This is a genomic window from Streptomyces sp. NPDC110618 (assembly GCF_055657065.1).
Window position 1 is genome coordinate 127118 of record NZ_JBVKBN010000018.1, and the last position, 26006, is coordinate 153123.

Annotated in this window: 28 protein-coding genes; 13 read left to right on the plus strand and 15 right to left on the minus strand. The window is 71.1% G+C overall.

Going from position 1 to position 26006, the window contains the following annotated elements:
• Positions 1 to 26: 26 nt before the first annotated feature.
• The 6 genes from ACZ7L7_RS27695 to ACZ7L7_RS27720 all read right to left on the minus strand — a co-directional run bounded on the left by ACZ7L7_RS27695 (position 27) and on the right by ACZ7L7_RS27720 (position 4517).
• Positions 27 to 338 carry a pore-forming ESAT-6 family protein gene (locus ACZ7L7_RS27695; protein WP_093725588.1) on the minus strand — a complete coding sequence of 104 codons (312 nt, stop codon included), beginning with the start codon at positions 336 to 338 and terminating at the stop codon, positions 27 to 29.
• A gap of 68 nt (positions 339 to 406) precedes the next feature.
• Complete coding sequence (locus ACZ7L7_RS27700; protein WP_471432781.1) at positions 407 to 739, minus strand: hypothetical protein; 333 nt, start codon at positions 737 to 739, stop codon at positions 407 to 409.
• A 181-nt stretch (positions 740 to 920) separates the two neighbouring features.
• Entirely contained in the window at positions 921 to 1679 is a 759-nt protein-coding gene (locus tag ACZ7L7_RS27705; protein WP_285514904.1) for an immunity 49 family protein, read from the minus strand.
• Positions 1676 to 2047: a toxin-antitoxin system YwqK family antitoxin gene (locus ACZ7L7_RS27710; protein ID WP_285514905.1), complete on the minus strand. Its 372-nt coding sequence runs from the start codon at positions 2045 to 2047 to the stop codon at positions 1676 to 1678. The genes ACZ7L7_RS27705 and ACZ7L7_RS27710 overlap by 4 nt, the downstream gene beginning before the upstream one ends.
• Positions 2048 to 2056: 9 nt before the next feature.
• A complete protein-coding gene (locus tag ACZ7L7_RS27715) occupies positions 2057 to 2548 on the minus strand; it encodes an RDD family protein (RefSeq protein ID WP_285514906.1) in 492 nt (163 codons plus the stop codon).
• Positions 2549 to 2708: 160 nt separating this feature from the next.
• Entirely contained in the window at positions 2709 to 4517 is a 1809-nt protein-coding gene (locus ACZ7L7_RS27720; RefSeq protein WP_285514907.1) for a bifunctional metallophosphatase/5'-nucleotidase, read from the minus strand.
• A gap of 189 nt (positions 4518 to 4706) precedes the next feature.
• Between ACZ7L7_RS27720 and mshD the strand changes: the two genes are divergently transcribed.
• A complete protein-coding gene (gene mshD, locus ACZ7L7_RS27725; protein WP_471432558.1) occupies positions 4707 to 5633 on the plus strand; it encodes a mycothiol synthase in 927 nt (308 codons plus the stop codon).
• A gap of 148 nt (positions 5634 to 5781) precedes the next feature.
• Here the strand turns inward: mshD and ACZ7L7_RS27730 are convergent, their stop codons facing one another.
• From ACZ7L7_RS27730 to ACZ7L7_RS27750, 5 genes are all read right to left on the minus strand, one after another.
• A complete protein-coding gene (locus tag ACZ7L7_RS27730; RefSeq protein ID WP_471432560.1) occupies positions 5782 to 6432 on the minus strand; it encodes an ABC transporter in 651 nt (216 codons plus the stop codon).
• Between the two features lie 137 nt (positions 6433 to 6569).
• Entirely contained in the window at positions 6570 to 8084 is a 1515-nt protein-coding gene (locus ACZ7L7_RS27735; RefSeq protein ID WP_472077564.1) for an ABC transporter permease, read from the minus strand.
• Positions 8081 to 8941 carry an ABC transporter ATP-binding protein gene (locus tag ACZ7L7_RS27740; protein ID WP_285514911.1) on the minus strand — a complete coding sequence of 287 codons (861 nt, stop codon included), beginning with the start codon at positions 8939 to 8941 and terminating at the stop codon, positions 8081 to 8083. Before ACZ7L7_RS27740 ends, ACZ7L7_RS27735 begins: the two co-directional genes overlap by 4 nt.
• Positions 8938 to 9753, minus strand: a complete 816-nt coding sequence (locus tag ACZ7L7_RS27745; RefSeq protein WP_472077565.1) for a cupin domain-containing protein — start codon at positions 9751 to 9753, stop codon at positions 8938 to 8940. The genes ACZ7L7_RS27740 and ACZ7L7_RS27745 overlap by 4 nt, the downstream gene beginning before the upstream one ends.
• Positions 9750 to 10292 (minus strand): RNA polymerase sigma factor, encoded by a 543-nt coding sequence (locus ACZ7L7_RS27750; RefSeq protein ID WP_093723581.1) that lies wholly within the window; start codon positions 10290 to 10292, stop codon positions 9750 to 9752. The genes ACZ7L7_RS27745 and ACZ7L7_RS27750 overlap by 4 nt, the downstream gene beginning before the upstream one ends.
• A gap of 110 nt (positions 10293 to 10402) precedes the next feature.
• Here ACZ7L7_RS27750 and ACZ7L7_RS27755 point away from each other — a divergent pair, with 110 nt between their 5' ends.
• The 11 genes from ACZ7L7_RS27755 (at position 10403) to pstB (ending at position 22271) form a co-directional block, all read left to right on the plus strand.
• Complete coding sequence (locus ACZ7L7_RS27755; RefSeq protein WP_285514913.1) at positions 10403 to 10789, plus strand: GntR family transcriptional regulator; 387 nt, start codon at positions 10403 to 10405, stop codon at positions 10787 to 10789.
• On the plus strand, positions 10786 to 11673 hold the full coding sequence (locus ACZ7L7_RS27760; protein WP_453608751.1) for an ABC transporter ATP-binding protein: 888 nt from the start codon (positions 10786 to 10788) through the stop codon (positions 11671 to 11673). Before ACZ7L7_RS27755 ends, ACZ7L7_RS27760 begins: the two co-directional genes overlap by 4 nt.
• Before the next feature lie 43 nt (positions 11674 to 11716).
• A complete protein-coding gene (locus ACZ7L7_RS27765) occupies positions 11717 to 12712 on the plus strand; it encodes an ABC transporter permease (protein WP_453608748.1) in 996 nt (331 codons plus the stop codon).
• A complete protein-coding gene (locus ACZ7L7_RS27770; RefSeq protein WP_285514916.1) occupies positions 12709 to 13608 on the plus strand; it encodes a hypothetical protein in 900 nt (299 codons plus the stop codon). Before ACZ7L7_RS27765 ends, ACZ7L7_RS27770 begins: the two co-directional genes overlap by 4 nt.
• Positions 13609 to 14076: 468 nt before the next feature.
• Positions 14077 to 16308, plus strand: coding sequence for an RNA degradosome polyphosphate kinase (locus tag ACZ7L7_RS27775; protein ID WP_285514917.1), 2232 nt, complete (start codon positions 14077 to 14079; stop codon positions 16306 to 16308).
• A complete protein-coding gene (locus ACZ7L7_RS27780; RefSeq protein ID WP_472077566.1) occupies positions 16289 to 17452 on the plus strand; it encodes a CHAD domain-containing protein in 1164 nt (387 codons plus the stop codon). Before ACZ7L7_RS27775 ends, ACZ7L7_RS27780 begins: the two co-directional genes overlap by 20 nt.
• Positions 17453 to 17481: 29 nt before the next feature.
• Positions 17482 to 17904 carry an NUDIX hydrolase gene (locus tag ACZ7L7_RS27785; RefSeq protein ID WP_285514919.1) on the plus strand — a complete coding sequence of 141 codons (423 nt, stop codon included), beginning with the start codon at positions 17482 to 17484 and terminating at the stop codon, positions 17902 to 17904.
• Positions 17905 to 18139: 235 nt separating this feature from the next.
• Positions 18140 to 19264, plus strand: a complete 1125-nt coding sequence (gene pstS / locus ACZ7L7_RS27790) for a phosphate ABC transporter substrate-binding protein PstS (protein ID WP_453607923.1) — start codon at positions 18140 to 18142, stop codon at positions 19262 to 19264.
• 103 nt (positions 19265 to 19367) lie between these two features.
• Positions 19368 to 20372 (plus strand): phosphate ABC transporter permease subunit PstC, encoded by a 1005-nt coding sequence (gene pstC / locus ACZ7L7_RS27795; RefSeq protein WP_285514921.1) that lies wholly within the window; start codon positions 19368 to 19370, stop codon positions 20370 to 20372.
• The gene (gene pstA / locus ACZ7L7_RS27800) at positions 20369 to 21421 is read left to right on the plus strand and encodes a phosphate ABC transporter permease PstA (protein WP_471432567.1); all 1053 of its coding nucleotides are present in this window, start codon (positions 20369 to 20371) and stop codon (positions 21419 to 21421) included. Before pstC ends, pstA begins: the two co-directional genes overlap by 4 nt.
• A 73-nt stretch (positions 21422 to 21494) precedes the next feature.
• Entirely contained in the window at positions 21495 to 22271 is a 777-nt protein-coding gene (gene pstB / locus ACZ7L7_RS27805) for a phosphate ABC transporter ATP-binding protein PstB (protein WP_285514923.1), read from the plus strand.
• Between the two features lie 131 nt (positions 22272 to 22402).
• On the opposite strand, the gene ACZ7L7_RS27810 is transcribed toward pstB, so the two are convergent.
• Positions 22403 to 23401, minus strand: coding sequence for an inorganic phosphate transporter (locus ACZ7L7_RS27810; RefSeq protein WP_285514924.1), 999 nt, complete (start codon positions 23399 to 23401; stop codon positions 22403 to 22405).
• Between the two features lie 8 nt (positions 23402 to 23409).
• Entirely contained in the window at positions 23410 to 24030 is a 621-nt protein-coding gene (locus ACZ7L7_RS27815; protein ID WP_285514925.1) for a DUF47 domain-containing protein, read from the minus strand.
• A gap of 188 nt (positions 24031 to 24218) precedes the next feature.
• On the opposite strand from ACZ7L7_RS27815, the gene ACZ7L7_RS27820 reads away from it, so the two are divergent.
• Positions 24219 to 24557 carry a metal-sensitive transcriptional regulator gene (locus tag ACZ7L7_RS27820; protein ID WP_285514926.1) on the plus strand — a complete coding sequence of 113 codons (339 nt, stop codon included), beginning with the start codon at positions 24219 to 24221 and terminating at the stop codon, positions 24555 to 24557.
• A 17-nt stretch (positions 24558 to 24574) separates the two neighbouring features.
• Here the strand turns inward: ACZ7L7_RS27820 and ACZ7L7_RS27825 are convergent, their stop codons facing one another.
• Both ACZ7L7_RS27825 and ACZ7L7_RS27830 read right to left on the minus strand, forming a co-directional pair.
• Positions 24575 to 24796 carry a hypothetical protein gene (locus ACZ7L7_RS27825; RefSeq protein ID WP_285514927.1) on the minus strand — a complete coding sequence of 74 codons (222 nt, stop codon included), beginning with the start codon at positions 24794 to 24796 and terminating at the stop codon, positions 24575 to 24577.
• An 88-nt stretch (positions 24797 to 24884) separates the two neighbouring features.
• Positions 24885 to 25700: an SCO4651 family lipoprotein gene (locus ACZ7L7_RS27830; RefSeq protein WP_453607913.1), complete on the minus strand. Its 816-nt coding sequence runs from the start codon at positions 25698 to 25700 to the stop codon at positions 24885 to 24887.
• Between the last annotated feature and the right edge of the window lie 306 nt (positions 25701 to 26006).

A 26006-nucleotide genomic window follows, 5' to 3' on the forward strand; every position in this document is an offset into this window, starting at 1 on the left:
CCCGTTTGAGAAGAACCGCCCCGCCGTCAGCCGATGTTGTCGACGGCCGCCTTCGCCCTGGCCAGCGTCGTCTGCGCGGTCCCGTCGTTCTGCTCCATCGTCGAGCGGACCAGCCGGATGATCTCGCGCACCTCACTGGCCGCGCGGTTCCAGCGCATCTCCTTGCCGTGGTACTCGTCCGCGACGCCGTCCGCCGTGAAGTCGGCCATCGCGGCCTTCACAGCGGCATCCCGGTCGGCGAGCACACGCTCCAGCTGACCGATGATCCCGGCCAGGCTCATCTGCACCTCGCCGGAGGCGCCGGTGTCGTACGAACGGCGGTCGAGGTTCTGCCCCATGGTCGAATTCCCCCTGTTGGACGGTGACGTCGGCGACGGACGGACTACAGCTCTGCGGCGCTACGGCCTCACCGCGCGCCGAAACGCGCCGCGTCGAAATTGGCGACACCGATGTTCCGGTTCGCGTTGTCCTCCAACTCCGTGTCACCGGTGCCGAACGCCGTGTCCATGCCGACCTGACCGCCGAGGATGGCATCGAGGGAACTGTTCAGCGCGCTCGTGATCTCGTCGGCGTTGAGCTTGAACCGGTCGAACGCCGCCTTACCGGCCCCGTTGAACTTCCCCTCCAACGGCTCGGCCGCCTGCACCAGCCAGCCGATCAGCGTCCCGAGATCCTGAACCGAACCCCCGGTGCTCTTCCCTAGCTCCGCCAGGGTCGTCGACCCCATGTCGAACTTCATTGCCCCTCCCCCGTAGGCCACTTGCGTCACAGCGCGTTCAGCATATCGAACACACTCTCGTACATCTGCTTGCACTCGCAACGCAGTTGACGCACCGTTGGCGCGATCGGAACGGAACCTGTCTTGTCTCACCCGTTCCTCTGATGCCCAGCCATCGGCAGGACGGCGGCTACCCCGCTGTTCATGTCGCGTACTCCCCGACCCAGAGGCGTTGCAGCAGCGCCTTGGGAAGGTAATCGGACTCGACCTCGATCGGCATGCCCACATCAAAGGCCATGCAGGCGATGGCCAGCGGAGCGAGAGCGACAAGGCCCTCGCCACTCAGGGAGCGAGCCTCGTTGGCGGTCCAGTACTCCCGGTGCCAGGTCAGCGCGTCGACCAACGCCGCGTTGAACTCGTCGGCCTGCCCGCGCAGATACCGGTGGAAGAGCTCCAGCGGGGGATAGAGAATCTTCAAGGCGAGTTCCTCGCCGGCGACGCGCGCGACTTGTGGGTCAGTACCTTGCACGGCGGTGACCAGGGCGTCCCAGGTTTCGCGGCGGTGGAAACAACCGTGCTGCAAGGCTTCCACCCAGGCGTAGACGTACTCGTCGAACTCCGCGCCGGATGCGCGGAGGATTGAGACGGGGACGCGCGCGAGCTGCTCGGCTCTGTCGTGCTCGCGGCAGATCACCGCCAAGTAGTACGCCGTGAGCCAGTTTCCGGCGTGGAGGTAGTCCAAGAGACCGGTCGCCGGGAGGTGTTTCACCTCGCCCATGCTGCCGATACGGCACGCCACGGGGCCCTCCGTCGCGGTGCCCGCGGCGAAGAGAGCGGAACCGACCTGCGTCGCCGTGACCCATGCCTCCCAGGTCGGGAACTGCCCGGCGAACGAGTCCGTCAGGCAGTTCCACTTCGCCACGGACTCCGGAAGCTCATGCCACACGATCCGCACTCTCACGCCCCGCTCTCCTCCCCCAACCGCCAACTCCTCACCAGCCGCCCCTCCTCGTCCCACTCCAAGTACTCACGAACCGTCAACCCATCGGCGTCGAACACCTGCCGGGACGCCAGTACCCCATTGCGGTGCCACTCCTTGAACTCCCCGCGAGGCAAGCCGTTCTGCACCAGGCCCTCGGAGCGCGGGGTGCCGTCCTCGTACCACTCCTGGGAGAGGCCGTTCGGGATGCCCTCGGTGTAGACGTCCAGGCTCACGAGATTTCCGGAGAGGTACTCCGCCACCTCTCCCGTGAATGGTTCGCCCCGGTAGTAGAGGAGTTGGCCTTCCGTCATGTCGACCTCGGGGTCGTCGATGTCGATGCGGCGCATCGTTTCCTCCTAGCGCTCCACCGCCACACTGTCCGCGAACTTGTCGTGCCAGCACTGACGGAGGGGCTGGTCCCAGGTGCAGCGGAGGGAATTGAGCCAGCCGAGCACCGGGATCACTACCGAGACGCCCCAGACCAGCTCCCGTGTGGTCGCGTCCCAGAAGCCCGGGTTGCCGCCCGTCTCACGGTCCACGATGCGGACGCCGCAGATGCGTTTGCCGACGGTGGAGCCGAACTGCCATACGGGCAGGGCGAAGTAGATGAGGTAGGAGGTGAGGAGCCAGACCAGGATTCCGGTCCTGGCTGTGTCGTTGCCGGCGTCGATCTCGTCGGCCAGCCACCATCCCAGGCTCATGTAGATGACGTACCAGATGATCACGTCCAGCACTCGTGCCCCGAGCCGGGAGCCGGGGAGCGCCAGGGCGTAGGGGTGCGCGAGGCCCTCGGGGTGGGGGTACGGGGAGTGGCCCGGGTGTTGGGGGTAGTGCGGGAGGTTCGACATGCCACCTTCTACGCGAGGTCCGAAATCGACGGTGTGGAAGGAGAGTTCGGAGCCGCGTCTGCGGTTGCGGTCGCAACTGAGGTGGGGTGGAGATCACATACGGCGAAGGCGGTGACGGGCCGAGCGCCCGTCACCGCCTTTCTGTCCGCCCGCTAAGGGGTCAGCTCACGATCGTGATCCGGTTCGCCGCCGGAGGCGTGATCGGGGTCGTGGGCGAGGAGTTGGCCGTCAGGTACTGCTCCAGGGCCGTGAGGTCGTCGGAGCCGACCAGGTCGTTGGTGCCCTGGCCCAGGGTGGTGAAGCCGTCGCCGCCGCCTGCGAGGAAGCTGTTCGTCGCGACGCGGTAGGTGGCGGACGGGTCGATCGGGGTGCCGTTCAGCTTGACGGAGTCCGCCAGCACGCGGTCGGCGCCCGACTTCGTCATGTCCAGCGTGTACGTCAGGCCCGCCGACGGCAGGAGGATCTTCGGCGCGGTCGCGTTCACGCCGCTGACCTGCTCCTTGAGGACCTGGATCAGCTGGGCGCCGGTGAGGTCCTGGAGGTTGACCGTGTTGGAGAACGGCTGGACCGTGAAGCCCTCGGCGTAGGTGACCACGCCGTCGCCCTCGCTGCCCTGGGCCGCGTAGGTGAGGCCGGCGCGCACGCCGCCCGGGTTCATCAGCGCCAGGTCGGTCTCGGGGTCGAGCTGCTTGCCGTGGGCGAGCTGGGCATCGGCGATCAGGTCACCCATCGGGGACTCGGTGCCGGTGTTGGGGATGTCGGCGGAGATGTAGCCGATCGGGCGGTTGCCGATGGGCGCCGCGAGGGTGTTCCACTTGCTGATCAGCGCGGTCATGTCGGCCGCCTTGGCGACGTCCCGGGTGACCACGTGGTTCGCCGACTTCACGGCCGTACGGGCGATGTCACCCGTGCGGCGGTCGTAGGTCAGCGTGGTGTCCGTGTACAGGCGGCCGAACGACGAGGCCGAGGTGACCGTGCGCGGCTTGCCCGCCGGGTCGTTGATCGTGCAGGCGTACGCCTGGTGCGTGTGGCCGGTGACCAGCGCGTCGACCTGCGGGGTGACGTTCTTGGCGATGTCGACGATCGGGCCGGAGATGCCGTCGCCGGCGCCCGGGGAGTCACAGTTGTAGTTGTACGCCGTCGACGCCGGGGCGCCGCCCTCGTGGATCAGCGCGACGATCGACTTCACGCCCTTGCGCTGCAGCTCGCGGGCGTACTTGTTGATCGTCTCGACCTCGTCCTTGAACTTCAGGCCCTTGACGCCCTCGGCCGAGACGACCCCCGGGGTGTCCTCCAGGGTCACGCCGATGAAGCCGATCTTGACGCCGTTCTTCTTCCACACCGTGTACGGCTTGAGGATCGGCTTGCCGGTCTTCTCGCTCAGCACGTTCGCCGCGAGGTAGGGGAAGTCGGCGCCCTTGAACTTCTTGCCGGTGTAGCAGCCGTCCGTCTTGTGGCAGCCGCCGTTCTGGAGGCGCTTCAGTTCCGCGGAGCCCTCGTCGAACTCGTGGTTGCCGACGCTGGTGACGTCCAGGTCGAGCTTGTTCAGCGCCTCGATGGTGGGCTCGTCGTGGAACAGGCCCGAGATCAGCGGAGAGGCGCCGACCATGTCACCGGCGGCCGCGGTGATGGAGTACTTGCTGCTCTTGCGGGCCTCGCGCAGGTGGGTGGCGAGGTACTCCACACCGCCCGCGTCGATGGTCCGGGTGGTGCCGTCCTCGTTGAGGTGGGTGACCCGGCCGGAGGAGCCGGACGGCGGCTCCAGGTTGCCGTGCAGGTCGTTGAAGGACAGCAGTTGGACGTCCTGGTAGCGGCCGTGGTCGCCCTTGTGCTTGTTCTCGTGCGCGCTCGCCGTCGTGGGCAGCGCGGCTACCAGCGCGCCGACGGTGGCGAGGCTCGCCGCGCCGGTGAGGACGAGCTGTGTCCGGCGTCTGCTGCGGTGCGGCGGCTGCTGGGACTTGGCTGGCATGCGCCCCCCTGTGGTCGTGTCGTACGGACCCCTGCGGTGGTGCCGTACGGAGCGGAAGAGAGTCATCAGAAGGCAGTAGTGCCCGGGCGCAGCCTAGAGTCAACGCGCGTAGCGCGGAAGGTGGTTCCGGTTACATCCTGGTTTATCTTTTGCCGCCGGTTCCGGTGACCTCGGCTTACCCTCGTACGCATGACCAGCGACGACACCCCACGGCGCGGCGCGGGCCGCTCCATCGAGACCTACTCCGCGCTCGAACCGGACCAGATCGAGGCCGTGCTCGCCCTGCTCGCCGAGGCCGCCCGCACCGACGGCCAGCAGGCGGTGTCCGAGCAGGGCCGGCTGCAACTGCGCGGCGGTGAACGCGAGGGCGTGGCGCACCTGCTGCTCACCGTCGGCGACCAACTCGTCGGGTACGCCCAGCTGGAGGACACCGATCCGGTGGAGGCCCCGGCCGCCGAACTGGTCGTCCACCCCGCGCACCGCGGTCACGGCCACGGCCGGGCGCTGGGCTCGGCCCTGCTCGCCGCCTCCGGCAAGCGGCTGCGGGTCTGGGCCCACGGCGGCCACTCCGCCGCCCGGCACCTGGCGCAGGTCCTCGGGCTCACCCTCTTCCGCGAACTGCGGCAGATGCGCAGGTCATTGACCGACCTGGAGCTTTCCGAGCCGGGGTTGCCCGAGGATGTGACGGTACGTACCTTCGTGCCCGGTCAGGATGACGCGGCCTGGCTCGCGGTGAACGCCGCCGCCTTCGCCCACCACCCCGAACAGGGCTCCCTCACCCAGCGCGACCTCGACGACCGGAAGGCCGAACCGTGGTTCGACCCGGCCGGGTTCTTCCTCGCCGAACGCTCCGGCGAGCTGATCGGCTTCCACTGGACCAAGGTCCACGCCGAGGAGGGACTCGGTGAGGTCTACGTCCTCGGTGTGAAGCCCGGTGCCCAGGGCGGTGGCCTCGGCAAGGCCCTCACCGCGATCGGCCTGCGGCACCTGGCGGACCAAGGGCTGCCGACCGCCATGCTCTACGTCGACGCCGACAACAAGGCCGCCGTGTCCGTGTACGAGCGGATGGGCTTCGAGACATACGAGACGGATCTGATGTACCGGACGGAGACCTAGGGTTCGTGGGGGGAGACCTGGGGTTCGTGGCGGGAGACCTGGGGTTCGTGGCGGGAGACCTGGGGTCCGTGGCTCATGGGCCGGCCGCCGGACCGGGCGGGGGCCCAGGGTCCGAAAGCACGCTCCGGACCCCGGGTCTCGTGAGTGGCTACCGGTCGGAGACCTGAGCTCCCGAACGCCGGTACCCCCGCCGCCCCAACGGTTCCCTCGCCCAGACGGCGGCCATCGTCACCGCTGCCGCCAGCACCCCCCACCACCGCTCGTGCGAGTCCGCCCAGCGCGGGTCGTCCGGGTCGACGAACAGCGTCCAGTCCTCGGGTATGAGCAGCAGCGCCAGTACGGCGAGCGTGAGCAGTGCCACCGCGATACTCACCCCCGGTTCCGGCTCCTGGGACCGCCGTATCCAGGCGGCCCCGAGGGCCAGCGCCAGCACGCCCGCGGTGACGGCCTCCAGCGTGACCGGGCCGAGCGGCGGGCGCAGACCGGTGGGGACCAGCAGGATCGCCGCGATCCACGACAGCGCCGCGAAGGGGGCGACCACCGCCAGGCGCAGAACCTGGCGGAGGGGCCGCGGCGTGGGCACGGTGGCCGTGGTGTGACGGGCCGGGTCGTCCAGGAGGAAGGCCAGGCCCAGGGCGAAGGCGAGGACCGAGGCGCGCAGGGTGTTGAGGGCGAGCCAGGGGTTGTAGTGCTCCTCCCACACCCGGGTGGTTCCGGCGATCAGCAGCCCCATCGCCGCCCCGGAGCCCAGCGCGCGCCAGGGCAGCGTGCGCCAGACGGCGGGGAGCAGTTCGGACACCTGGGCCGGGGACAGCGGCCCCGGGGCCGCCCCTCGGGCGGGGCTCCCCCCAAGCTCCCGCCCTGCGGTACTCCCCCCGGGCTCCCGGCCCACGGTGCTCCCCCCAGGCCCCCTGGGTTCCTGTCGTCGTGCAGGCCTCACTCCTCGCACCCGTCCTTCTCCGTGACGCCCTTCACGCCGACCAGTTCGGCGGCCCGCGCGGTGGTGATGCCCGGTGCCGTCAGCTCCTTCCAGTGCTTCTTCACCAGGGCGGTCACCTCGCCACGGGGCCGGTTGAGCAGGGTGCGGACGACATCGGTCTGCGCGGCCGACATGGAGATCGCCGAGGTCGGCTGGAGCACGATCGCCGAGCCGGTGATGCTGTCGTCGAGGCGGACCTTGCGCAGTTCGTCGATCGGCTTGTCCTGCCAGCCCAGGGAGAGCCACATCACGGTGACGACCCGTCCGTCGCACACTTCGGTGCCCTCCTTCTCGGTCCCCGCCACCAGGACGGCGGCGACGGCCGAGGAGAACTCGGGGACCCGGGGACCGCCCCAGCGGGTGCCGACGGTGACCTCGTTCGGGGCGTCCAGGGCCTCCAGGGCGCCGTCGGAGGAGAGGCCGTAACGGGCCTCCACGCGCTGGCGGACAAGGAGCTTCTGGTCTTTCGCGGTACCGCCCGCGAGGCCCTGGACACCGTCGACGACCTCGGCCCAGGTCCCGATCCGGGGCTCCCATTCCGGGAACGCGCAGTAGGTCGAACCGCCGCGCTGCTCACAGGTCAGGTCCGGGTCGAGCGTGGCCTTCTCCCGGGCCGCCGTCACCGAGGCCGGGGTGCCGCCGGCCTGGCCGAACGCGCCGACCAGCAGCAGGGACAGGGTCGCGCCCAGGGCGGCGTAGCAGGTCCGCACCCGGCGTCCGCCGCCGGCCAGCACGGCGAGCGCACCGAGGGTGAGGCCGAGGCCAAGCAGATACAGGGCGTGCCAGGCGGCCGGGCGTCCGAGCAGGTCGGAGGGAAGGGTGTCAGTGGTGCCCTCGCCGACCACCGGGTTCAGCCAGCGCGTGCCCTCGCCGTCCTGCGGGCTCGCCCCGAGCACGAAGAAGAACAGGAGGAACACCACCAGCATCGGGCCGACGAAGGTCGACTTCAGCACCCGTGCCATCAGCACCCCGAGCCCTCCGCACACCAGCACGGTCAGCGGTCCGACGGCCAGTTCACCCAGCGAACCGTGGCCGACGGCGCCCGGCTTGAGCGCCTCCCAGCCGAACTGGACGCCCACGCACACCGCGGTCAGCAGCACCGCCGGGACGACGGAGAGCACATGGGCGGCGGTGCGGCGCCAGGTGTTGACGGGCAGCACCGCGAAGTGCCGCTCGGTGTCGCGGCGCCGCGAGCGCAGCACGGCCTGGTTCACGCTCAGCATCACCGCGAGCCCGACCAGCAGCGGTGTGCTCTGGGTGTCCCGGTCGGCGTCCTGGAGGGCGGGGAAGCCGTTGTGGGAGTCGAGGGTGTGCCACACAATCCAGGCGATGTAGATCGCGAAGGCGATCAGGACCGGGAGGGAGAGCAGCAGGCGGCGTCCCTCGAAGCGGGCGAGGGCGAAGACGGCCGCCCAGGAGTTGCGGGGCTCGGTGGTCACGGCGGCGGGCGCCGGCTGGACGAGGGTGGTCATGCGGTCACCGCCATGCCGTAGCCGTCGAGGGTGAGGAGGTAGCCGTCCTCCAGGGTGGGTTCGAGGAGTTCGGCGCCGGGCGGCGGATCGCCCACGTTGCGGAAGGTGCCGGTGCCGGTGCGCCAGCCCGCCTTGGCGTGCGGCGCGCGTTCGGCGCTGCTCCACACCCGGCCGGCCGCCTGGGCGGCCAGTTCGGCGGGGGTGCCGTCGAAGCGGATGCGGCCGCCCGCCATCACCAGGACGCGGTGGCAGAGCATGGCCACGTCCTCGGTCTGGTGGGTGGACAGCAGCACGGTGCGGCCCTCACCCGCGTGGGCGATCAGCTCCCGGAAGCGCATGCGCTGCTCGGGGTCGAGGCCGACGGTCGGCTCGTCCAGGACCAGGAACCCGGGGTCGCCGACGAGGGCGGCGGCGAGTGCGACCCGCTGGCGCATACCGCCCGACAGCTTCTTGATCTTCCGGCCGCGCACCTCGCCGAGGCCGACCTCGTCCAGCACCCGGCGCACCTCGCGGTGGCGGGCGGAGCGCTGGTTGAGCTCCTTCAGGATCGCCACGTAGTCGACGAACTCGAAGGCGGTGAAGTCCGGGTGGAAGCCGGGCGTCTGCGGCAGGTAGCCGAGCCGCCGCCGGACCTCCTGGCGGCCGCGCAGGGAGCCGGGGTCGTGTCCGAGGACGGTGAACTCCCCGCGCTGCGGGGGAACGGCGGTGGCGAGCACCCGCAGCAGGGTGGTCTTCCCGGCGCCGTTGGGCCCGATCAGGCCGGTCACGCCGGGGGTCAGCCGCAGCGAGACCTCATCGAGGGCGCGGGTGCCTCCGTAGTGGAGGCTGAGCCCGGAGGCGGAGACGGTGGAGGTCATGCGGCGCTCCTGAGGAAGACGTCGAATCGGTCACGTACGAGGTAGAGAAGGCCGGCCGCGAGGGCGGCGACCATGGCCGCGGCGCCCTGTCCGGCCGCGGTGAAGGGGGCGAGGGAGCCGCCGTCGGCCATCGCGTCGGCGATGGCGATCAGCGCCGCCCACGCGCCGCCGACCAGCGAGGGTGCGAGGACCGGCCCGAAGCGGGGGGTCAGCGCCAGCGCGGTGGCGGTGAGGGCGAGCGCGGGCAGCAGCCAGGCCAGGGCGCGCAGGCCGTAGGAGGGCAGGGCGAGCGTCGCCAGGCCGTTGAGGACGAGTCCGGCGGTGAGCACGGCGACCGTACGGATCATCAGCAGCCGGAACCCATGCACGGGTGAGACGACCGCCATCTCGTACGTCGGGTCCAGGGCGGGTCCGTAGCTGGCCGCGACCCCGGCCAGGGGTAGCAGCGGTGCCAGGGCGAGGAACAGGGTCGGCGAACCGGACGAGTGGACCGCGAACACCGTCGCCACCAGCAGGAACACCACCGACGCCAGCCAGGAGCGGCGCAGTACGGGTGTCGCCGCGAGCAGCCGGGCGGTGTGGTCGGCGGCCCCGAGCCGCACCAGCAGCCGCTCGAAGAGCCCCGGGCGGGGCGCGTCCAGCTCGGCGTCCAGGCGCTCCCAGCCGAGGTCGACGGGTGCGCTGACCTCGGCGAGGGCGGCCCGGCACTCGGCGCAGGAGGCGAGGTGGGTGTCGGCGGACCAGAGCATGGGGGCCGCCAGCTCGGCACGCGCGTAGGCGCGCAGGTCGGCTTCGGATACGTGCCAGGTCATGCCAGCGCCTCCCGCAGTTGCTTCCGGGCCCGCATCGCCCGTGTCTTGACCGTCCCGGGCGGGATGCCCAGCACCACGGCCGCCTCCCGGGTGGTCAGCCCGTCGACGACCGTGGCCTGGATCACCGCGCGCAGTTCGGGTGAGAGCCGTATCAGGGCGCCGGCCAGGTCCCCGTGCTCAACCCCCGCGAGCACGCGGTCCTCGGCCGATGCCTCCTCCCGGTGCCGGAGCCGGGCCAGTGCCTGCCGCAGCCGGCCGCGCGCCCCGTCGCCGCGCAGTGCGTCGACGAGCCGTCGCGAGCCGATCCGCCACAGCCATCCGGCCACGTCCCCCTCCTCCCGGTAGCGCGCGCTGCCCCGCCACACCGCGAGGAACGTCTCCTGTACGACGTCGTCGACGATGCCCGGGTCGGCGCAGCGGCTGCGCAGTCGCGCGGTCAGCCAGGGCGCGAACCGGCGGTACAGCTCCTCGAAGGCGCGCCGGTCCCCGTCCGCGGCGACGGCGCGCAGCAGATCCCCGTCGCTTCTCGTTTCGCTCACGTCACCCTCATCGGACGAGCCCGGTCGATCGGTTCACGGAATCACGGCTTGACTTTTCGACACCACTTCCACCACCCTTTCACTACTCAATTAGTGAAAGGGTGGTGGAAGTGGTCGAGTACCGCATCGACCGGCGCAGCGGCGTCGCCACCTACCTGCAGATCGTGCAGCAGACCAAGCAGGCCCTGCGCCTGGGCCTGCTGGCGCCCGGGGACAAGCTCCCCACCGCCCGGGAGGTGGTGGAAGCCACCGCCATCAACCCGAACACCGTGCTCAAGGCGTACCGCGAGCTGGAACGCGAGGGCCTGGTCGAGGCCCGCCGCGGACTCGGCACGTTCGTCCGCAAGTCGCTGGGCGCCGCGCCCGCCGACTCCCCGCTGCACGCGGAGCTGACGGACTGGGCGGCACGGGCCCGCGAGGCGGGCCTGGAGCACGACGACGTGGCGGCGCTCTTCGCCGCCGTACTGGACGAGCACTTCAAGGGGGACGAGGCGTGACCGACATCGCCATGGCGGCGCGAGGGCTGGGCCGGAGATTCGGCCGACGCGGCAGGCGGGCCCTGGACGGCTGCGAATTCGTACTCCCGGCGGGCCGGGTCTGCGCCCTCGTCGGCCCCAACGGCGCCGGGAAGTCCACCCTCCTCTCCCTCGCCGCCGGACTGCTGCGGCCCAGCGAGGGCCAAGTCACCGTGCTCGGGACCACCCCGGCCGGGGCCCGCGAGCGCCTCGCCTACGTCGCCCAGGACAAGCCGCTGCACCCGCACCTCACCGTCGCCGCCACCCTGCGGCTCGGCCGGGAATTGAACCCCGGGCGCTGGGACGAGTCCGTCGCCCGGCGCATCGTCACCGACGCCGACCTGGACATGGACGCCAAGATCCGCGCCCTCTCCGGCGGCCAGCGCACCCAGGTGGCCCTCGCGCTCGCCCTCGCCAAGCGCCCCGAGCTGCTGCTCCTGGACGAGCCGATGGCCGACCTCGACCCGCTCGCCCGGCACCGGATCACCGGCCTGCTGATGGCGGACGCGGCCGAACACGGCACCACGATTGTCATGTCCTCGCATGTGGTGGCGGAGCTGGAGGGCTCCTGCGACCACCTCCTGCTCCTCGGCGCGGGCCGCGTCCGCCTGGCCGGTCCCCTGGACGACCTGCTCGCTGCCCACCGCCTGGTCACCGGCCCCGCCCAGGACAGCCTCGACCCGCACACGGTCGTGGAGTCCCGCACCACGGGCCGCCAGCTCACCGCCCTGATCCGGCCCGCGGGCCCGGTCGCCGCCTCCTGGCAGAGCGCCGAGCCGACGCTGGAGGAACTGGTCCTCGGTCATCTGCGCGGGCCGGACGCCCCCGCGCTGAGCCTGGCCGAGAGCGGGGAGGCGGCGGCATGAGGGACGTGATGACCGTTCACACCGACACCCCGGAGGCCGCCGTATGACCACCCTGACCGTGCGCGCCTCCGCCGCCGAGCCCCGCACCCGCGGCCCGCGCGGGCTGGTCTGGGTGATGCTGCGGGTGCACCAGTCGGCGCTGCTGTTCTGGCTGATGCTGGTGGCCGTCACCGCGGGCGCACTGCTGTGGGCGTACGGGCCGGGCGCCGACGCCGCCTGGGCCGAGTACGTCGCCGGGGGATGCGACTCCGCCAGGCCGGGGCTCGGCTGCGACATGTACGGGACCCGCTTCCAGCGCTACGACAACATCGTCGGCGTCAGCAGCGGCCTCCTCGCCCTCGTCCCGCTGTTCACGGCGGCCTGGGCGGCGAGCGCGCTCGTCGGACGCGAACTGGAGAACGGCACCGCCCACCTGACCTGGACCCAGTCCGTGTCCCCGGCGCGCTGGCTGGCCGCCAAGCTCGCCGTCCCGGCCACCCTGCTCACCGCCGGCATGCTCACGCTCACCCTGCTGCACCGGCTGATGTGGAGCGCGGGCACGGAACTGCACGAGGCCTGGGCCGTACGCACCTGGGACGACAGCGCGATCTTCCTCACCAACGGCACCACCGCCACCGCCCACGCCCTGCTGGGCCTGGCCCTCGGTGCCCTCGTCGGCCTGCTCCTGCCGCGCGCCCTGCCCGCCCTGGCGGTCGCCGCCGTCACGACGCTGGCCATCGCCGGTGCGCTGGTCGAACTCCGCCCGCACCTGTGGCCGACCGTGACCCTGACCTCCACGGACGACGTCCCGTCCCCCGCCGCCGTGGTCCGCGAGGGCGCCCTCACCTCCGACGGCACCCGGATCCCGCTCCCCGACTGCCTGGGCGAGCCCGGCTGCCTCACCGACCACGACATCACCGGCTTCTACGCCGACTACCACCCGACCTCGCACTTCTGGCCCCTGCACCTGGTGGAGACCGGCATCGTCCTGGCCGCGGCGGCCCTGGCCGTCGGCGCCGCGTTCTGGCTGCTCCGCCGCCGCACGGGAGGCGCCGTATGACCGCGATCCCCGTCACCTCCGTACGCACTCCCGGCCGGCTGCCCCGGCCGCGGGGCCTGCTGTGGGCGGTGCTGCGGGTGCACCGCACGGCGCTGGTCGTATGGGGGCTCGCCCTGCTCGCCGCGGCGTCCTTCCTGTTCCGGCTGGCCGCGCTCGCGGACGAGGCCCAGCGGGGCAACAGCGCCTGCGCCGAACCGGCCACCGACGGCCTGCCGTCCTGCGCGGCGGTCGACGCGATCACCGCGGACGAGACCTACTCCACCGGCATCGCCTTCGTCACCGCATGCCTGGCCTGGCTGATCGTCCCCGTGGCCGCCTGGGCGGGCGGGGCGCTCACCGGGCGCGAGCTGGAGAACGGCACCGCCCACCTGGCCTGGACCCAGTCGGTCACCCCGGCGCGCTGGCTGGCCGCCAAGCTCGCCGTCCCGGCCGCCCTGCTCACCGCCGGCACCACCGGGCTGGTCCTGCTGAACGTCTGGGCCCGCGGCGCGGACAACCCGAACCTGGTCGGGGACTGGTACTACCCGGACGTCTTCGTCGGCACCGGCCCCACCGCCGTCGCCCACGCCCTGGCCGGCCTCGCCCTCGGCGCCCTCGCCGGGATCCTCCTCGGGCGGGCGCTGCCCGCGGCCGGTGCCGCCCTCGGGGCCGCGCTGCTCCTGTACAACGTCCTGGAGCTCCACCGCGAGGACCTGTGGCCCACGGTCACCCGGGACACCACCGGCTGGGAGGCACCGCGCTCCGCCTTCCAGGTGGCCACCGACGGAGCCGAGCTGGCCTTCCACCCGCGCTCGCACTTCTGGCCGATCCAGTACGTCGAGAGCGGCATCCTGCTCGCGGTCGCGGCCCTCGCCGTCCTCGCCGCGTTCCAGGTGCTGCGCCGCCGGACCGCCTGATCTCCGGGGCCGTACGCCCCTCCTACGGGGGGGGAGGGGCGTACGGCCCCGGCACGCGCGCGGGCGGCCGACGCCCGGGATCCGCCCCGGGTACGTCCGCCGGGCCCAGGCCGACCTCGCGGGCGATCCGACGCCCGAGGGCCGCCCCGGGTACGTCCGCCGGGCCCAGGCCGACCTCACAGACGACCCGACGCCCAAGAGCCGCCCGGGTACGTCGACCAGGCGGAAGCCGACCTCGCGAGCGCCCCGACGCCCGGGGGCCGCCCCCCGGTGTCCCGCCCGCCATGTCGCCGTAACCACCGGTTCAAACAGCCTTGCGACGCTCGGCGAATGAAGCCCGCCGTGCCAGCGCCTTCGCCACCTCCCGAGGGAGCAAGGGGGGACGGAAGGACCCGACGTCTCGCCGCCGTCCTCCCTCCCGCGACTTCCGACGCGCCTGTATCGGCCATGGCGCGGAAGAATGGGTCCATGAGTCAGCAGAACGCCCAGGCATCGGCCCAGCACGCGCAGCCCTCCGTCGGCTCCATCGCGGCCCACCGCTCGCGCACCGTGGCCGGTTCGGTCTCCGATCTCGAACCCGACATCGACGCCGACCTCGACGCCTACGAGGAGTCACCGGCCGACGGTGCCCCCCTGCCCCAGGGCCGTTTCCTCGACCGGGAACGCAGCTGGCTGGCGTTCAACGAACGGGTCCTCGAACTCGCCGAGGACCCCACCACCCCACTGCTGGAGCGGGCGAACTTCCTGGCCATCTTCGCCAGCAACCTCGACGAGTTCTTCATGGTCCGGGTGGCCGGTCTCAAGCGCCGTATCGCCACCGGCGTCGCCACCCGCTCCGCCTCCGGCCTGCAGCCCACCCAGGTGCTGGAGATGATCTGGGCCCGCTCCCGGGAGCTGATGGCCCGGCACGCCGCCTGCTTCCACGAGGACGTCGCCCCCGCGCTCGCGGAGGAGGACATCCACCTGGTGCGCTGGAACGAGCTGACGGAGAAGGAGCAGGCCCGCCTGTTCACCCTCTTCCGGCACCAGATCTTCCCCGTGCTGACCCCGCTGGCCGTCGACCCGGCCCACCCCTTCCCCTATATCTCCGGCCTCTCCCTGAACCTGGCCGTCGTGGTGCGCAACCCCGTCAGCGGGCACCGCCACTTCGCCCGCGTCAAGGTCCCGCCGCTGCTCTCCCGGTTCCTGGAGTCCAGCCCCGGCCGCTACGTCCCCATCGAGGACGTCATCGCCGCGCACCTGGAGGAACTGTTCCCGGGCATGGAGGTGCTGGAGCACCACGCCTTCCGCATCACCCGCAACGAGGACCTGGAGGTCGAGGAGGACGACGCCGAGAACCTCCTCCAGGCCCTGGAGAAGGAGCTCATGCGGCGCCGCTTCGGGCCGCCGGTGCGCCTGGAGGTCGAGGAGTCCATCGACCGCGAGGTCCTGGACCTGCTGGTACGCGAGCTGAAGATCACCGAGGCCGAGGTCTACCCGCTGCCCGGCCCGCTGGACCTGACGGGGCTGTTCCGGATCGCCTCGCTGGACCGGCCCGAGCTGAAGTACCCCAAGTTCGTCGCCGGCACCCACCGCGACCTCGCCGAGGTCGAGTCCGCCTCCGCGCCCGACATCTTCGCCGCCCTGCGCAGCCGGGACGTGCTGCTGCACCACCCGTACGACTCCTTCTCCACCTCCGTGCAGGCGTTCCTGGAGCAGGCGGCCGAGGACCCGGATGTCCTCGCCATCAAGCAGACCCTGTACCGGACCTCCGGCGACTCCCCCATAGTCAACGCCCTCATCGACGCCGCCGAGGCCGGCAAGCAGGTCCTCGTCCTGGTCGAGATCAAGGCCCGCTTCGACGAGCACGCCAACATCAAGTGGGCCAAGCGGCTTGAGGAGGCGGGCTGCCACGTCGTCTACGGCCTGGTCGGCCTGAAGACCCACTGCAAGCTGTCCCTGGTGGTCCGTCAGGAAGGCGACACGCTACGGCGCTACAGCCACGTCGGCACCGGCAACTACCACCCGAAGACGGCCCGCCTCTACGAGGACCTCGGCCTGCTCACCACCGACCCGCAGGTCGGCGCGGACCTGTCCGACCTGTTCAACCGGCTCTCCGGCTACTCCCGCCGCGAGACCTACCGCCGCCTCCTGGTCGCCCCCAAGTCCCTGCGCGACGGCCTGATCTCACGGATCAACAAGGAGGTCCAGCACCACCGCGCGGGCCGCCCCGCGTTCATCCGCATCAAGGTCAACTCGATGGTCGACGAGGCCATCATCGACGCCCTCTACCGCGCCTCCCAGGCGGGCGTGCCGGTCGACGTCTGGGTACGCGGCATCTGCGCCGTCCGCCCGGGAGTCGCGGGTCTGTCGGAGAACATCCGGGTCCGCTCGATCCTCGGCCGGTTCCTGGAGCACTCCCGCGTCTTCGCCTTCGGCAACGGTGGCGAGCCGGAGGTGTGGATCGGCAGCGCGGACATGATGCACCGCAACCTCGACCGCCGTATCGAGGCGCTGGTACGGGTCACCGATCCGGCCCACCGGGCGGCCCTGAACCGGCTGTTGGAGACCGGTATGGCCGACACCACCGCCTCCTGGCACCTCGGCCCGGACGGCGAGTGGACCCGGCACGCGACCGACGCGGACGGCCAACCCCTGCGCAACGTCCAGGAGATGCTCATTGACGCCCGGAGGCGCCGGCGTGGCACAGCGACACCCTGACGGAGAGGCCCTGGAGCGCTATCTGCGCACCCAGGCCACGGAGTTCCTCCGCGCGCTCCGCCTCCTGCGGGAGGCGGGCGCGGGTGACGGCGGCGCCGGAGCCACCCTGCTCCGCCCCACCCGCCGCCTCACCGCCACCCTCCACACCTACGGCCCCCTCCTCACCCCCACCTGGAGCGACCAACTCCGCCCGGAACTCACCTGGCTCTCCTCAACCCTGACCCAGGAACCCACCTACACCACCCGCCTGAACCGCCTCCTACAAGCCCTCCAGCGCTTGTCGGGGACGACGCTGCCGACGCAGTCCAGCACGGGCGCCACCCCCTCCGCCGCAGCTGCGGGCAGTCGTGCCGCCGGGGCGGCCCCCGCAGCCACAGAAGCGGCACCCCGCCAGCGCGGGCAAGCGACACCCACCGCCACGGCACCCCCAACCCCGGCCCAGCCGCCGACCAGCGGCACCGCCCACGCCGTACCGCCCACGGCCGAGGCACCCGCCGTCCCCGCCCCCGGCGCAGCCAAAGCCGCCGCCCTCCTCACCCGCCGCCTCACCCTCGCCCGCTCCCGAGCCCACAGCACCGCCCTCCAGGCGTTGGACTCCGCCCGCTTCCACGCCCTCACCGACACCATCGCCGTACTGGCCAGCGAGGTCCCCCTGACCGGGCCGGCCCGCACGACAGACCTCCGCCCCCTCGCCGCCACCGCCGAAGAGCGCCTCGCCAGAGCAATCGCCGCCCTCCCTCCCGTAACGGCCCCCGGCCTGAACCCCCCACACCCCCAGGACACCCCCTGGCACCAGACCCGCCTTCTCCTCCGCCTGCACCGCTACGCCCGCGAGGTCATCCAGGACACGGACCAGGACCGGGACACGGGCCAGGACACGGACGACAACGCCCGCCTCCTCACTGCGGCCGAGGCCCTGGACCGCCACCGAGACGCCGCCGAGGCCGCCGCGGAAGCCGCGGCAGCAGCCCGTACCCCCCGCATCACCCCCGCCACGGCCTACGCCCTCGGCGTGCTCCACGCCGACCAGCGCCACGAGGTCGAAGCCGCCCGCTACGCCTTCCAACAGACCTGGCAGACCTGGCAGAGCCGCCAGACCGGTCAGACCGGTCAGACCGAGAAAGTCACCGTCAGCGCACGCTGACCCACGACGGACGGACGAAGGAGACGCCCATGACACAGCCCACCGCCGACGACCGCCCCGTCCAGGCCGCCGGCTGCGTCCTGTGGCGCCGCTCCCCCGACACCGGCGAGCTGGAGATCTGCCTCGTCCACCGTCCGAAGTACGACGACTGGTCGCACCCCAAGGGCAAGCTCAAGCGCACCGAGGACCCCCTGACCGGCGCACTCCGGGAAGTGGAGGAGGAGACCGGCCACCGGGCCACCCCCGGCGCGGAGCTGTCCACGGTCCACTACATGGTCGACGCCCGCCCCAAGGAGGTCCGGTACTGGGCCGCCGAGGCTGGCCCCGGCACCTTCGTGCCCAACTCCGAGGTCGACCGCATCGCCTGGCTGTCCCCGGCGGAGGCCCGCCGCAGGCTGACCCAGCCCCGCGACCGCGCCCTCCTGGACGAGCTGGGCATACCCACCCGCTGAGCCGAGAGCGGCCCGCCGCCAGGCGCACCGCACCGTCCTCAGGGGTTCACCCCGCGTTCATTCACGCCCATCGGCGCCTTCACCTGCCCTGCCTAATTTCGGCCTTACGCGGTGAGGCACGCGGTCCAGGACCCGGACTCCACACCAGGGCCGAGGACAGGACCCCGCCCCCGCCGCCCACACTTCGCACGCCGCCGAATTCAGGACGGCGGCTCCCGGAAGGAACTCCCTCAAAGTGAAGCTTCAGCGCATGAACCGGCGGGCCCTCGCTCTCGGTGCTCTCGCCGTCTCCGGCGCCCTGGCCCTCACGGCGTGCGGCTCCGACGACACCGGCGGCAGCGGCAACGGGGACGCCGCCGCCAGCGCGCAGGCCGGAAACATCAAGTGCGACGGCGCCACGGGCCAACTGCTCGCCGACGGCTCGTCCGCGCAGAAGAACGCGATCGACGCGTGGGTGAAGCAGTTCGCGGCCGCCTGCAAGGGCGTCCAGATCAACTACAAGGGCGGCGGCTCCGGCGCCGGTGTCACCGCGTTCACGCAGGGCACGGTCGCCTTCGCGGGCTCCGACTCGGCGCTGAAGCCGGAGGAGGTCACCGCCTCCAAGGAGGTCTGCGAGGGCGGCCAGGGCATCGACCTGCCGATGGTCGGCGGCCCGATCGCCGTCGCCTACAACGTCGAGGGCGTCGACAACCTCGTCCTGGACGCGCCGACCCTGGCGAAGATCTTCAGCGACAAGATCAAGAACTGGAACGACCCGGCGATCAAGAAGCTGAACCCCGACGCCGAGCTGCCCGACCTCAAGATCCAGGCGTTCCACCGCTCCGACGAGTCCGGCACCACGGACAACTTCACCAAGTACTTGATCGCCACCACCCCGGACAACTGGAAGTACGAGGGCGGCAAGGCCTGGACCGCCCCCGGCGGCCAGTCCGCGTCCGGCTCCTCCGGTGTCGCCCAGCAGGTCAAGCAGACCCCCGGCGCGATCAGCTACATGGAGCTCTCCTACGCCAAGGACTCCTCCGTCGTCGCCATCGACACCGGCGCCGGTGAGCCGGTGAAGGCCTCCGTCGAGGGCGCCACCACCGCCATCGCCGACGCCAAGATCGTCGGCACCGGCAAGGACCTGGCCCTGGAGGTCAACTACGCCACCAAGGCCGAGGGCGCCTACCCGATCACCCTGGTGACGTACGAGATCGTCTGCGACAAGGGCAACAAGTCCGACACCCTGCCGACGGTGAAGTCCTTCCTCACCTACATGGCGAGCGAGGACGGCCAGAAGATCCTCGCCGAGAACGACTACGCCCCCATGCCCGACGAGATCATCACCAAGGTCCGCGAGACCGTCGCCGGCCTGAGCTGACCCGAGCGCGGCCCGGTCCCCAGGCGGACCGGGCCGCTGACGTCCGGTGCACCGCCGCCAGGAGCCGTAGGCACGCGCACGCGGCTCCGCAGACCGGAGAATCATGGACACCACACAGATAACCGACGCACCACCCCCGGCCCCACAGCCACCCCTGTCCGAGCCCAAGCGCGCGGCCCGCGCCGCCACCCGCCCCGGAGACCGCGTCTTCCTCGGCCTCGCCCGCGGCTCCGGCATCTTCCTGCTGCTCGTCATGGCCGCGATCGCGGTCTTCCTGACCTGGCGGGCCACCGCCGCGATCAGCGAGGACGAGGGCAACTTCCTCACGACCTTCGAGTGGAACACCGCCGGAACCGAGCCGGTCTTCGGCATCGCGGTCCTGGCCTACGGCACGGTCGTCTCCTCGGTGATCGCCATGGTGATCGCCGTCCCCGTCGCGGTGGCCATCGCCCTGTTCCTCACCCACTACGCCCCGCGCCGCCTGAGCGGCCCGATCGCCTACGTGATCGACCTGCTCGCCGCGGTGCCGTCCATCGTCTACGGCCTGTGGGGCGCCCTGATCCTCGTCCCGCACATGAACGGCCTGTTCGGCTGGCTGGACGACTACCTCGGCTGGACCGGTGTCTTCGACTGGGAGGGCGGCCCGGCCCGTTCCATGCTCACGGTCGGCATCCTGCTGGCGGTGATGATCCTGCCGATCATCACCAACGTCAGCCGTGAGGTGTTCCGCCAGGTCCCGCGGATGCACGAGGAGGCCGCGCTGGCCCTCGGCGCCACCCGCTGGGAGGTGATCCGGATGGCGGTGCTGCCCTTCGGCCGCTCCGGCGTGATCTCCGCCTCGATGCTCGGCCTCGGCCGCGCCCTCGGCGAGACGATGGCGGTCGCCACCGTGCTCTCCCCGGACTTCCTGATCCACGGCAGCCTGCTCAACCCGGGCGGCGGCACCTTCGCACAGAACATCGCCAGCAAGTTCGGCGAGGCCGACGAGTTCGGCCGGGACGCGCTGATCGCCTCCGGTCTCGTCCTGTTCGTCATCACCCTGCTGGTCAACGGCGCGGCCCGCGCGATCATCGCCCGCCGCAAGGAGTACTCGGGGGCCAACGCATGAGCACCGTCGTCCAGCACCCCGGCTCCCTCAAGGGCGCCCGGCTGCCGAAGTGGTCCCCCTGGGCCATCGCGGCCGGCTCCGTCGCCGTCTCCGTCGGCCTGGGCCTGGCCACCGGCATCGAGAGCCGCATCCAGTGGGGCCTGATCGCCGCGCTGCTGTTCGTACTCGGCACCTATGTCCTCGCCGCCCGCGTCGAGGGCAGGCGGCAGGCCAAGGACCGTATCGCCACCTCGCTGGTCTGGGTCGCCTTCCTGCTCGCCGTGGTCCCGCTGTTCTCCCTGGTCTGGTCGACCGTGGAGCGCGGGGTGAAGGTCCTCGACGTCTACTTCCTCACCCACTCCATGGGCGTCGTCGGCGACAGCGAGGCGGGCGGCGGCATCTACCACGCCATCATCGGCACCCTGGAGCAGGTCGGCATCGCCACCCTCATCGCCGCCCCGATCGGTGTGCTCACCGCGATCTACCTGGTGGAGTACGGCCGCGGCGCCCTGGCCCGCGCCGTCACCTTCTTCGTCGACGTGATGACCGGCATCCCCTCGATCGTCGCCGGTCTGTTCATCCTCAGCCTGCTGCTCATCCTCGACATGAGCTTCTCCGGCTTCGCGGGCGCGCTGGCCCTGGCGATCCTGATGATGCCGGTCGTGGTGCGCTCCACCGAGGAGATGCTCAAGCTCGTCCCGAACGAGCTGCGCGAGGCCTCCCTGGCCCTCGGCGTGCCCAAGTGGCGCACGATCCTGAAGGTCGTCCTGCCCACCGCGGTCGGCGGCATCACCACCGGCGTCATGCTGGCGGTCGCCCGGATCGCCGGTGAGACCGCGCCGGTCCTGCTGCTGGTGTTCGGCAACCCGTTCATCAACACCAACCCCTTCGACGGGGCGCAGGCGTCGCTGCCGCTGTACATCTACCAGCAGTACGCCAACAGCGCGGGCTCCCAGGCGGCGTACGACCGCGCCTGGGCCGCCGCCCTCACCCTGATCGCCTTCGTGATGATCCTGAACCTCGCGGCCCGCGGCATCGCCCGCTGGAAGGCCCCGAAGACCGGTCGCTGACGCGGCCATACAGCGACCGGGCGCCGGCCCTGCCCGGCGGCGCCACACCTTCCCGAAAGAAGCAGTGATACCCATGGCCAAGCGCATCGACGTGAGCGGCCTCAGCGCCTACTACGGCTCCTTCCGGGCCATCGAGGACATCTCGATGACCGTCGAGCCCCGCTCCGTGACCGCCTTCATCGGCCCCTCCGGCTGCGGCAAGTCCACCTTCCTGCGCACCCTGAACCGTATGCACGAGGTCACCCCCGGCGGCCGGGTCGAGGGCAAGGTCATGCTCGACGCCGAGGATCTGTACGGCGCCGGCGTCGACCCGGTGACCGTGCGCCGCGAGGTCGGCATGGTCTTCCAGCGCCCGAACCCGTTCCCGACGATGTCGGTGTACGACAACGTCGCGGCCGGCCTGCGCCTGAACGGCTCGTACAAGAAGTCCCAGCTCGACGACGTCGTGGAGAAGTCCCTCAGGGGCGCCAACCTCTGGAACGAGGTCAAGGACCGCCTCAACAAGCCCGGCTCGGGCCTGTCCGGCGGTCAGCAGCAGCGCCTGTGCATCGCCCGGGCCATCGCGGTGGAGCCGAAGGTGCTGCTGATGGACGAGCCCTGCTCGGCGCTGGACCCGATCTCCACCCTCGCCATCGAGGACCTGATCGGGGAGCTGAAGCAGCGGTTCACGATCGTCATCGTGACCCACAACATGCAGCAGGCGGCCCGCGTCTCGGACCGCACCGCCTTCTTCAACCTTGCGGCCGTCGGACAGCCCGGCAGGCTGATCGAGATCGACGACACGGAGCGCATCTTCTCCAACCCCTCGGTCCAGGCCACCGAGGACTACATCTCCGGCCGCTTCGGCTGACAGACCCCTCGCGGTGCTGCATGGCGGTGCCACCGCGGGGCACGAAGAGGGCCCGCCCTCCGGGTTCTCCCGGGGGACGGGCCCTCCGCCGTGACGTTTCTCCTACGCCCCGGCACAACTCCGCGCGTCCGCTACAGGAACGCCAGGTCCACGATCCCGAACGACGCCGCGGCCACCACCGCCGCGGCCGGCATGGTGATGAACCAGCCGAGGACGATGTTCTTGGCGACGCCCCAGCGCACCGCGTTCACCCGCTTGGTGGCGCCGACGCCCATGATCGCCGAGGTGATGACATGGGTCGTGGAGATCGGCGCCTTGAACAGGAACGCCGTGGTGAACATGATCGACGCGCCGGTGGTCTCGGCCGCGAAGCCCTGCGGCGGGTCCAGCTCGATGATCTTCCGCCCCAGCGTCCGCATGATCCGCCAGCCGCCCGCGTAGGTACCCAGCGACAGCATCACGGCACAGGCGATCTTCACCCACACCGGGATCGGGTCGCCGTAGTCCTCGACATCGGCGATGACCAGGGCCATCACCACGATGCCCATGGTCTTCTGGGCGTCCTGCAGACCGTGGCCGAGGGCCATGCCGGCCGCCGAGACGGTCTGCGCGATCCGGAAGCCGCGCTTGGCCTTGTGCGGATTGGCCCGCCGGAAGATCCACAGGATCGCGGTCATGACCAGGTAACCGACGACCAGACCCACGACCGGCGAGACGAACATGGGGATGACGACCTTCTCCAGCACCCCACTCCAGTACACGGTGGTGCCGCCCGCGAGCGCGGCGCCCACCATGCCGCCGAACAGCGCGTGCGAAGAGGACGAGGGCAGCCCGAAGTACCAGGTGATCAGGTTCCAGGCGATGGCGCCCACGAGCGCGGCGAAGAGGATGCCCATCCCCGTCGAGCCCTCGGGCGTCTCGATCAGGCCCTCACTGACGGTCTTGGCGACCCCCGACCCGAGGAAGGCGCCGCCGAGGTTCATCACCGCGGCCATCGCCAGCGCGGCCCGCGGGGTGAGGGCCCGGGTGGAGACGGAGGTGGCGATGGCGTTCGCCGAGTCGTGGAAGCCGTTGGTGTACGTGAAGAAGAGCGCGACCCCGATGGTCACGACCAGAGCGAAGGTGTCCATGGACGCGCTCAGGACTCCTTCACGGCGATCGTCTCCACCGTGTTCGCCACGTGCTCGAAGGCGTCGGCCGCCTCTTCCAGGACGTCCACGATCTGCTTGAGCTTGAGGACCTCGATGGCGTCGTACTTGCCGTTGAAGAGGTGCGCGAGCAGCTTGCGGTGGATCTGGTCCGCCTGGTTCTCCAGCCGGTTGACCTCGATCCAGTACTCGGTGAGGTTGGCCATGGTGCGCAGATTGGGCATGGCCTCGGCGGTCAGCTCGGCGGCCCGGGCCAGCACCTCGATCTGCTGCTCGACGCCCTTGGGCAGTTCCTCGACGTTGTAGAGGACGACCAGGTCGACGGCCTCCTCCATGAAGTCCATGATGTCGTCGAGGGACGACGCGAGGGAGTAGATGTCCTCGCGGTCGAAAGGCGTGATGAACGAGGAGTTCAGCTGGTGGAAGATCGCGTGCGTGGCGTCGTCACCAGCGTGTTCCGCTGCCCGCATACGCTCCGCGATCTCGACCCGGGCGGCGGAGTCCGCCCCGAGCAGTTCCATGAGGAGTTTCGAGCCCGTGACGATGTTGTCCGCGGACGCGGCGAACATGTCGTAGAAGCTCGTCTCCCTGGGGGTCAGACGAAAGCGCACGTGGGGTCCTCGGGGTGCTTCGGTTTCGGTCAGGCTGATGCTAGGCGCATCATCCGGCCACGGCTAATGGGCCGTCCCCCAGTGTCGCCCATCAGGCAGAGTGATCATCACGGGGGCGTACCAAGGGCCCTATACCCAGCAAAGTTCGGTACGATATACCCAGTAGGGGTATATGTCTGGAGGACGCGATGACGACGACCGAGGCCGGCGCCACGGCGCCCTCCGAGCAGGCGCACGACCACGCCACGCACGGTTACCACAAGCAGAAGGACGAGCACCTCAAGCGACTGCGGCGCATCGAGGGCCAGATCCGGGGCCTGCAGCGGATGGTCGACGAGGACATCTACTGCATCGACATACTCACCCAGGTATCGGCCTCCACCAAGGCCCTGCAGTCCTTCGCCCTCCAGCTCCTGGAGGAGCACCTGCGGCACTGCGTCGCGGACGCGGCGGTCAAGGGCGGCGACGAGATCGACGCGAAGGTGGAAGAGGCGACGAAGGCGATCGGCCGCCTACTGCGGACCTGAGCCGGACCGGCCGAAAATCACCACCGCGCTCTCGGCTCGGCCCTCGCGGAGTCAGAGCCGGGGCCGGGGCCGGACCGACGATCCCGCTCCTCGGCCACCCGCAGCACCTGGTCAATGCTCTCCATGCTGAGGCGGTCCTCGGCGGCCGAGGCCGCGATGATCAGTTCACCGCACAGCTCGATCTCGGCGAGGGCCACGTGGTCCTGAACTGCCGTACCGCCGACCGGAGCCACGCGCATCACCTCTTCTCTGCCGTTACCGACTTCCTAGAGTAGGGAGAGGTCTACACACCGCGCATGGCACGGACGGGCTAGTTCTTGACGACCCTCACTCTTCCGCGATACGCCCCGCGAAGATGTCGTCACGGTCCGGCAGCCGTACGTCCACGTCGACGCCGAAGTCGTACAGCAGGGTCGTGGAGGCGACGTCGACGGGCCGCTCCTGCTGCCCGTTCACAAAACTGAACCGGTGCCGGACCTTCCTGATCCGCCCCTCCTCATCGAGGTACACATCGAACGGAACCCGGGGAGTGGCGAACCCTTTCGCCGCCGCGGCCAGCGCGTCGCGCGGCCCCTCGGAGGCCCGCCGGGCGGCCCGCCCCAGGTCGGCGACCCCGCGATAGTGCCGCACGTCGACCCCGCCGACCCGCTCCGCGCCCACGTACCGGACGTCCCGGGCGCCCCGCAGGATCTCGGCGGCGGCGAGCGGATCGGTGGCACCCCCGGTGACCAGATTCCCGTCCGCCATGGACCCGGTCTCCACCCGCACCCACTTGTCCTCGGGAACCCCGGCCCCCCGGTTCTTCATGAACAGGGCCCCAGGAGCGAGCAGCTCGGTGATGGGCTGCCGCGAGGAGTCCTCGACAGGCCCTTGAGGCAGCGACACCCTCAACTGCCCAACCTGCTCCCGGAAGTCATAAACCCCCCGCCCCCGAATGGTCACCCGCGTCCCCCCGGCAGCCATCTCCATGGAGGTGTGCGCCTTGGAACTACGAGCCCGCACCAGCTCGGCAGCGGCCCCCCGCACCACGGCGACCCCTTCCCCACCACCCCCGTCCGGCACGGCCTCACCACACCCACCGGCCACCATCACGACCCCGGCGGCGACAACCGCCCCCCGACGCCTGTACTGCCGCTCCGCCATCGCCTGCCTACCCCCCAGCCGGTACGTCCGTCACGGGCCCCCATCGCTCCCCTTAACGACGACTCCGAGCGCCCGTAACGCACGCCGGACCCCACCCGGAGAGGGCCAACGGCGACTCCCAGCCCGTCCGGCGAGCGGCGGAAGAAGACCCCGGCCGACTCCCAGCCCGTCCGGCGCTTGAGGACGAGGCCCGTCCAGGGCCGACAGCGGGGGTCCCGGGGGCGGCAGCCCCCGGGGACGGGACGGGTAGGGGCGGCGGGGGCGTAACTTGCTCACAGGCGCGGCGGCGATGGAACCCCCGCCCCC

What these genes read in the sequence shown, in the direction of transcription:
- ACZ7L7_RS27695 (WP_093725588.1), bottom strand. Translation starts at nt 338, where the DNA reads ATGGGGCAGAACCTCGACCGCCGTTCGTACGACACCGGCGCCTCCGGC.
- ACZ7L7_RS27720 (WP_285514907.1), bottom strand. Translation starts at nt 4,517, where the DNA reads ATGCCAGCCAAGTCCCAGCAGCCGCCGCACCGCAGCAGACGCCGGACA.
- ACZ7L7_RS27710 (WP_285514905.1), bottom strand. Translation starts at nt 2,047, where the DNA reads ATGCGCCGCATCGACATCGACGACCCCGAGGTCGACATGACGGAAGGC.
- ACZ7L7_RS27715 (WP_285514906.1), bottom strand. Translation starts at nt 2,548, where the DNA reads ATGTCGAACCTCCCGCACTACCCCCAACACCCGGGCCACTCCCCGTAC.
- ACZ7L7_RS27765 (WP_453608748.1), top strand. Translation starts at nt 11,717, where the DNA reads ATGACCACCCTGACCGTGCGCGCCTCCGCCGCCGAGCCCCGCACCCGC.
- pstC (WP_285514921.1), top strand. Translation starts at nt 19,368, where the DNA reads ATGGACACCACACAGATAACCGACGCACCACCCCCGGCCCCACAGCCA.
- ACZ7L7_RS27745 (WP_472077565.1), bottom strand. Translation starts at nt 9,753, where the DNA reads ATGACCTGGCACGTATCCGAAGCCGACCTGCGCGCCTACGCGCGTGCC.
- ACZ7L7_RS27770 (WP_285514916.1), top strand. Translation starts at nt 12,709, where the DNA reads ATGACCGCGATCCCCGTCACCTCCGTACGCACTCCCGGCCGGCTGCCC.
- mshD (WP_471432558.1), top strand. Translation starts at nt 4,707, where the DNA reads ATGACCAGCGACGACACCCCACGGCGCGGCGCGGGCCGCTCCATCGAG.
- ACZ7L7_RS27735 (WP_472077564.1), bottom strand. Translation starts at nt 8,084, where the DNA reads ATGACCACCCTCGTCCAGCCGGCGCCCGCCGCCGTGACCACCGAGCCC.
- ACZ7L7_RS27820 (WP_285514926.1), top strand. Translation starts at nt 24,219, where the DNA reads ATGACGACGACCGAGGCCGGCGCCACGGCGCCCTCCGAGCAGGCGCAC.
- ACZ7L7_RS27825 (WP_285514927.1), bottom strand. Translation starts at nt 24,796, where the DNA reads ATGCGCGTGGCTCCGGTCGGCGGTACGGCAGTTCAGGACCACGTGGCC.
- ACZ7L7_RS27740 (WP_285514911.1), bottom strand. Translation starts at nt 8,941, where the DNA reads ATGACCTCCACCGTCTCCGCCTCCGGGCTCAGCCTCCACTACGGAGGC.
- ACZ7L7_RS27700 (WP_471432781.1), bottom strand. Translation starts at nt 739, where the DNA reads ATGAAGTTCGACATGGGGTCGACGACCCTGGCGGAGCTAGGGAAGAGC.
- ACZ7L7_RS27775 (WP_285514917.1), top strand. Translation starts at nt 14,077, where the DNA reads ATGAGTCAGCAGAACGCCCAGGCATCGGCCCAGCACGCGCAGCCCTCC.
- pstB (WP_285514923.1), top strand. Translation starts at nt 21,495, where the DNA reads ATGGCCAAGCGCATCGACGTGAGCGGCCTCAGCGCCTACTACGGCTCC.
- ACZ7L7_RS27830 (WP_453607913.1), bottom strand. Translation starts at nt 25,700, where the DNA reads ATGGCGGAGCGGCAGTACAGGCGTCGGGGGGCGGTTGTCGCCGCCGGG.
- pstA (WP_471432567.1), top strand. Translation starts at nt 20,369, where the DNA reads ATGAGCACCGTCGTCCAGCACCCCGGCTCCCTCAAGGGCGCCCGGCTG.
- ACZ7L7_RS27810 (WP_285514924.1), bottom strand. Translation starts at nt 23,401, where the DNA reads ATGGACACCTTCGCTCTGGTCGTGACCATCGGGGTCGCGCTCTTCTTC.
- ACZ7L7_RS27785 (WP_285514919.1), top strand. Translation starts at nt 17,482, where the DNA reads ATGACACAGCCCACCGCCGACGACCGCCCCGTCCAGGCCGCCGGCTGC.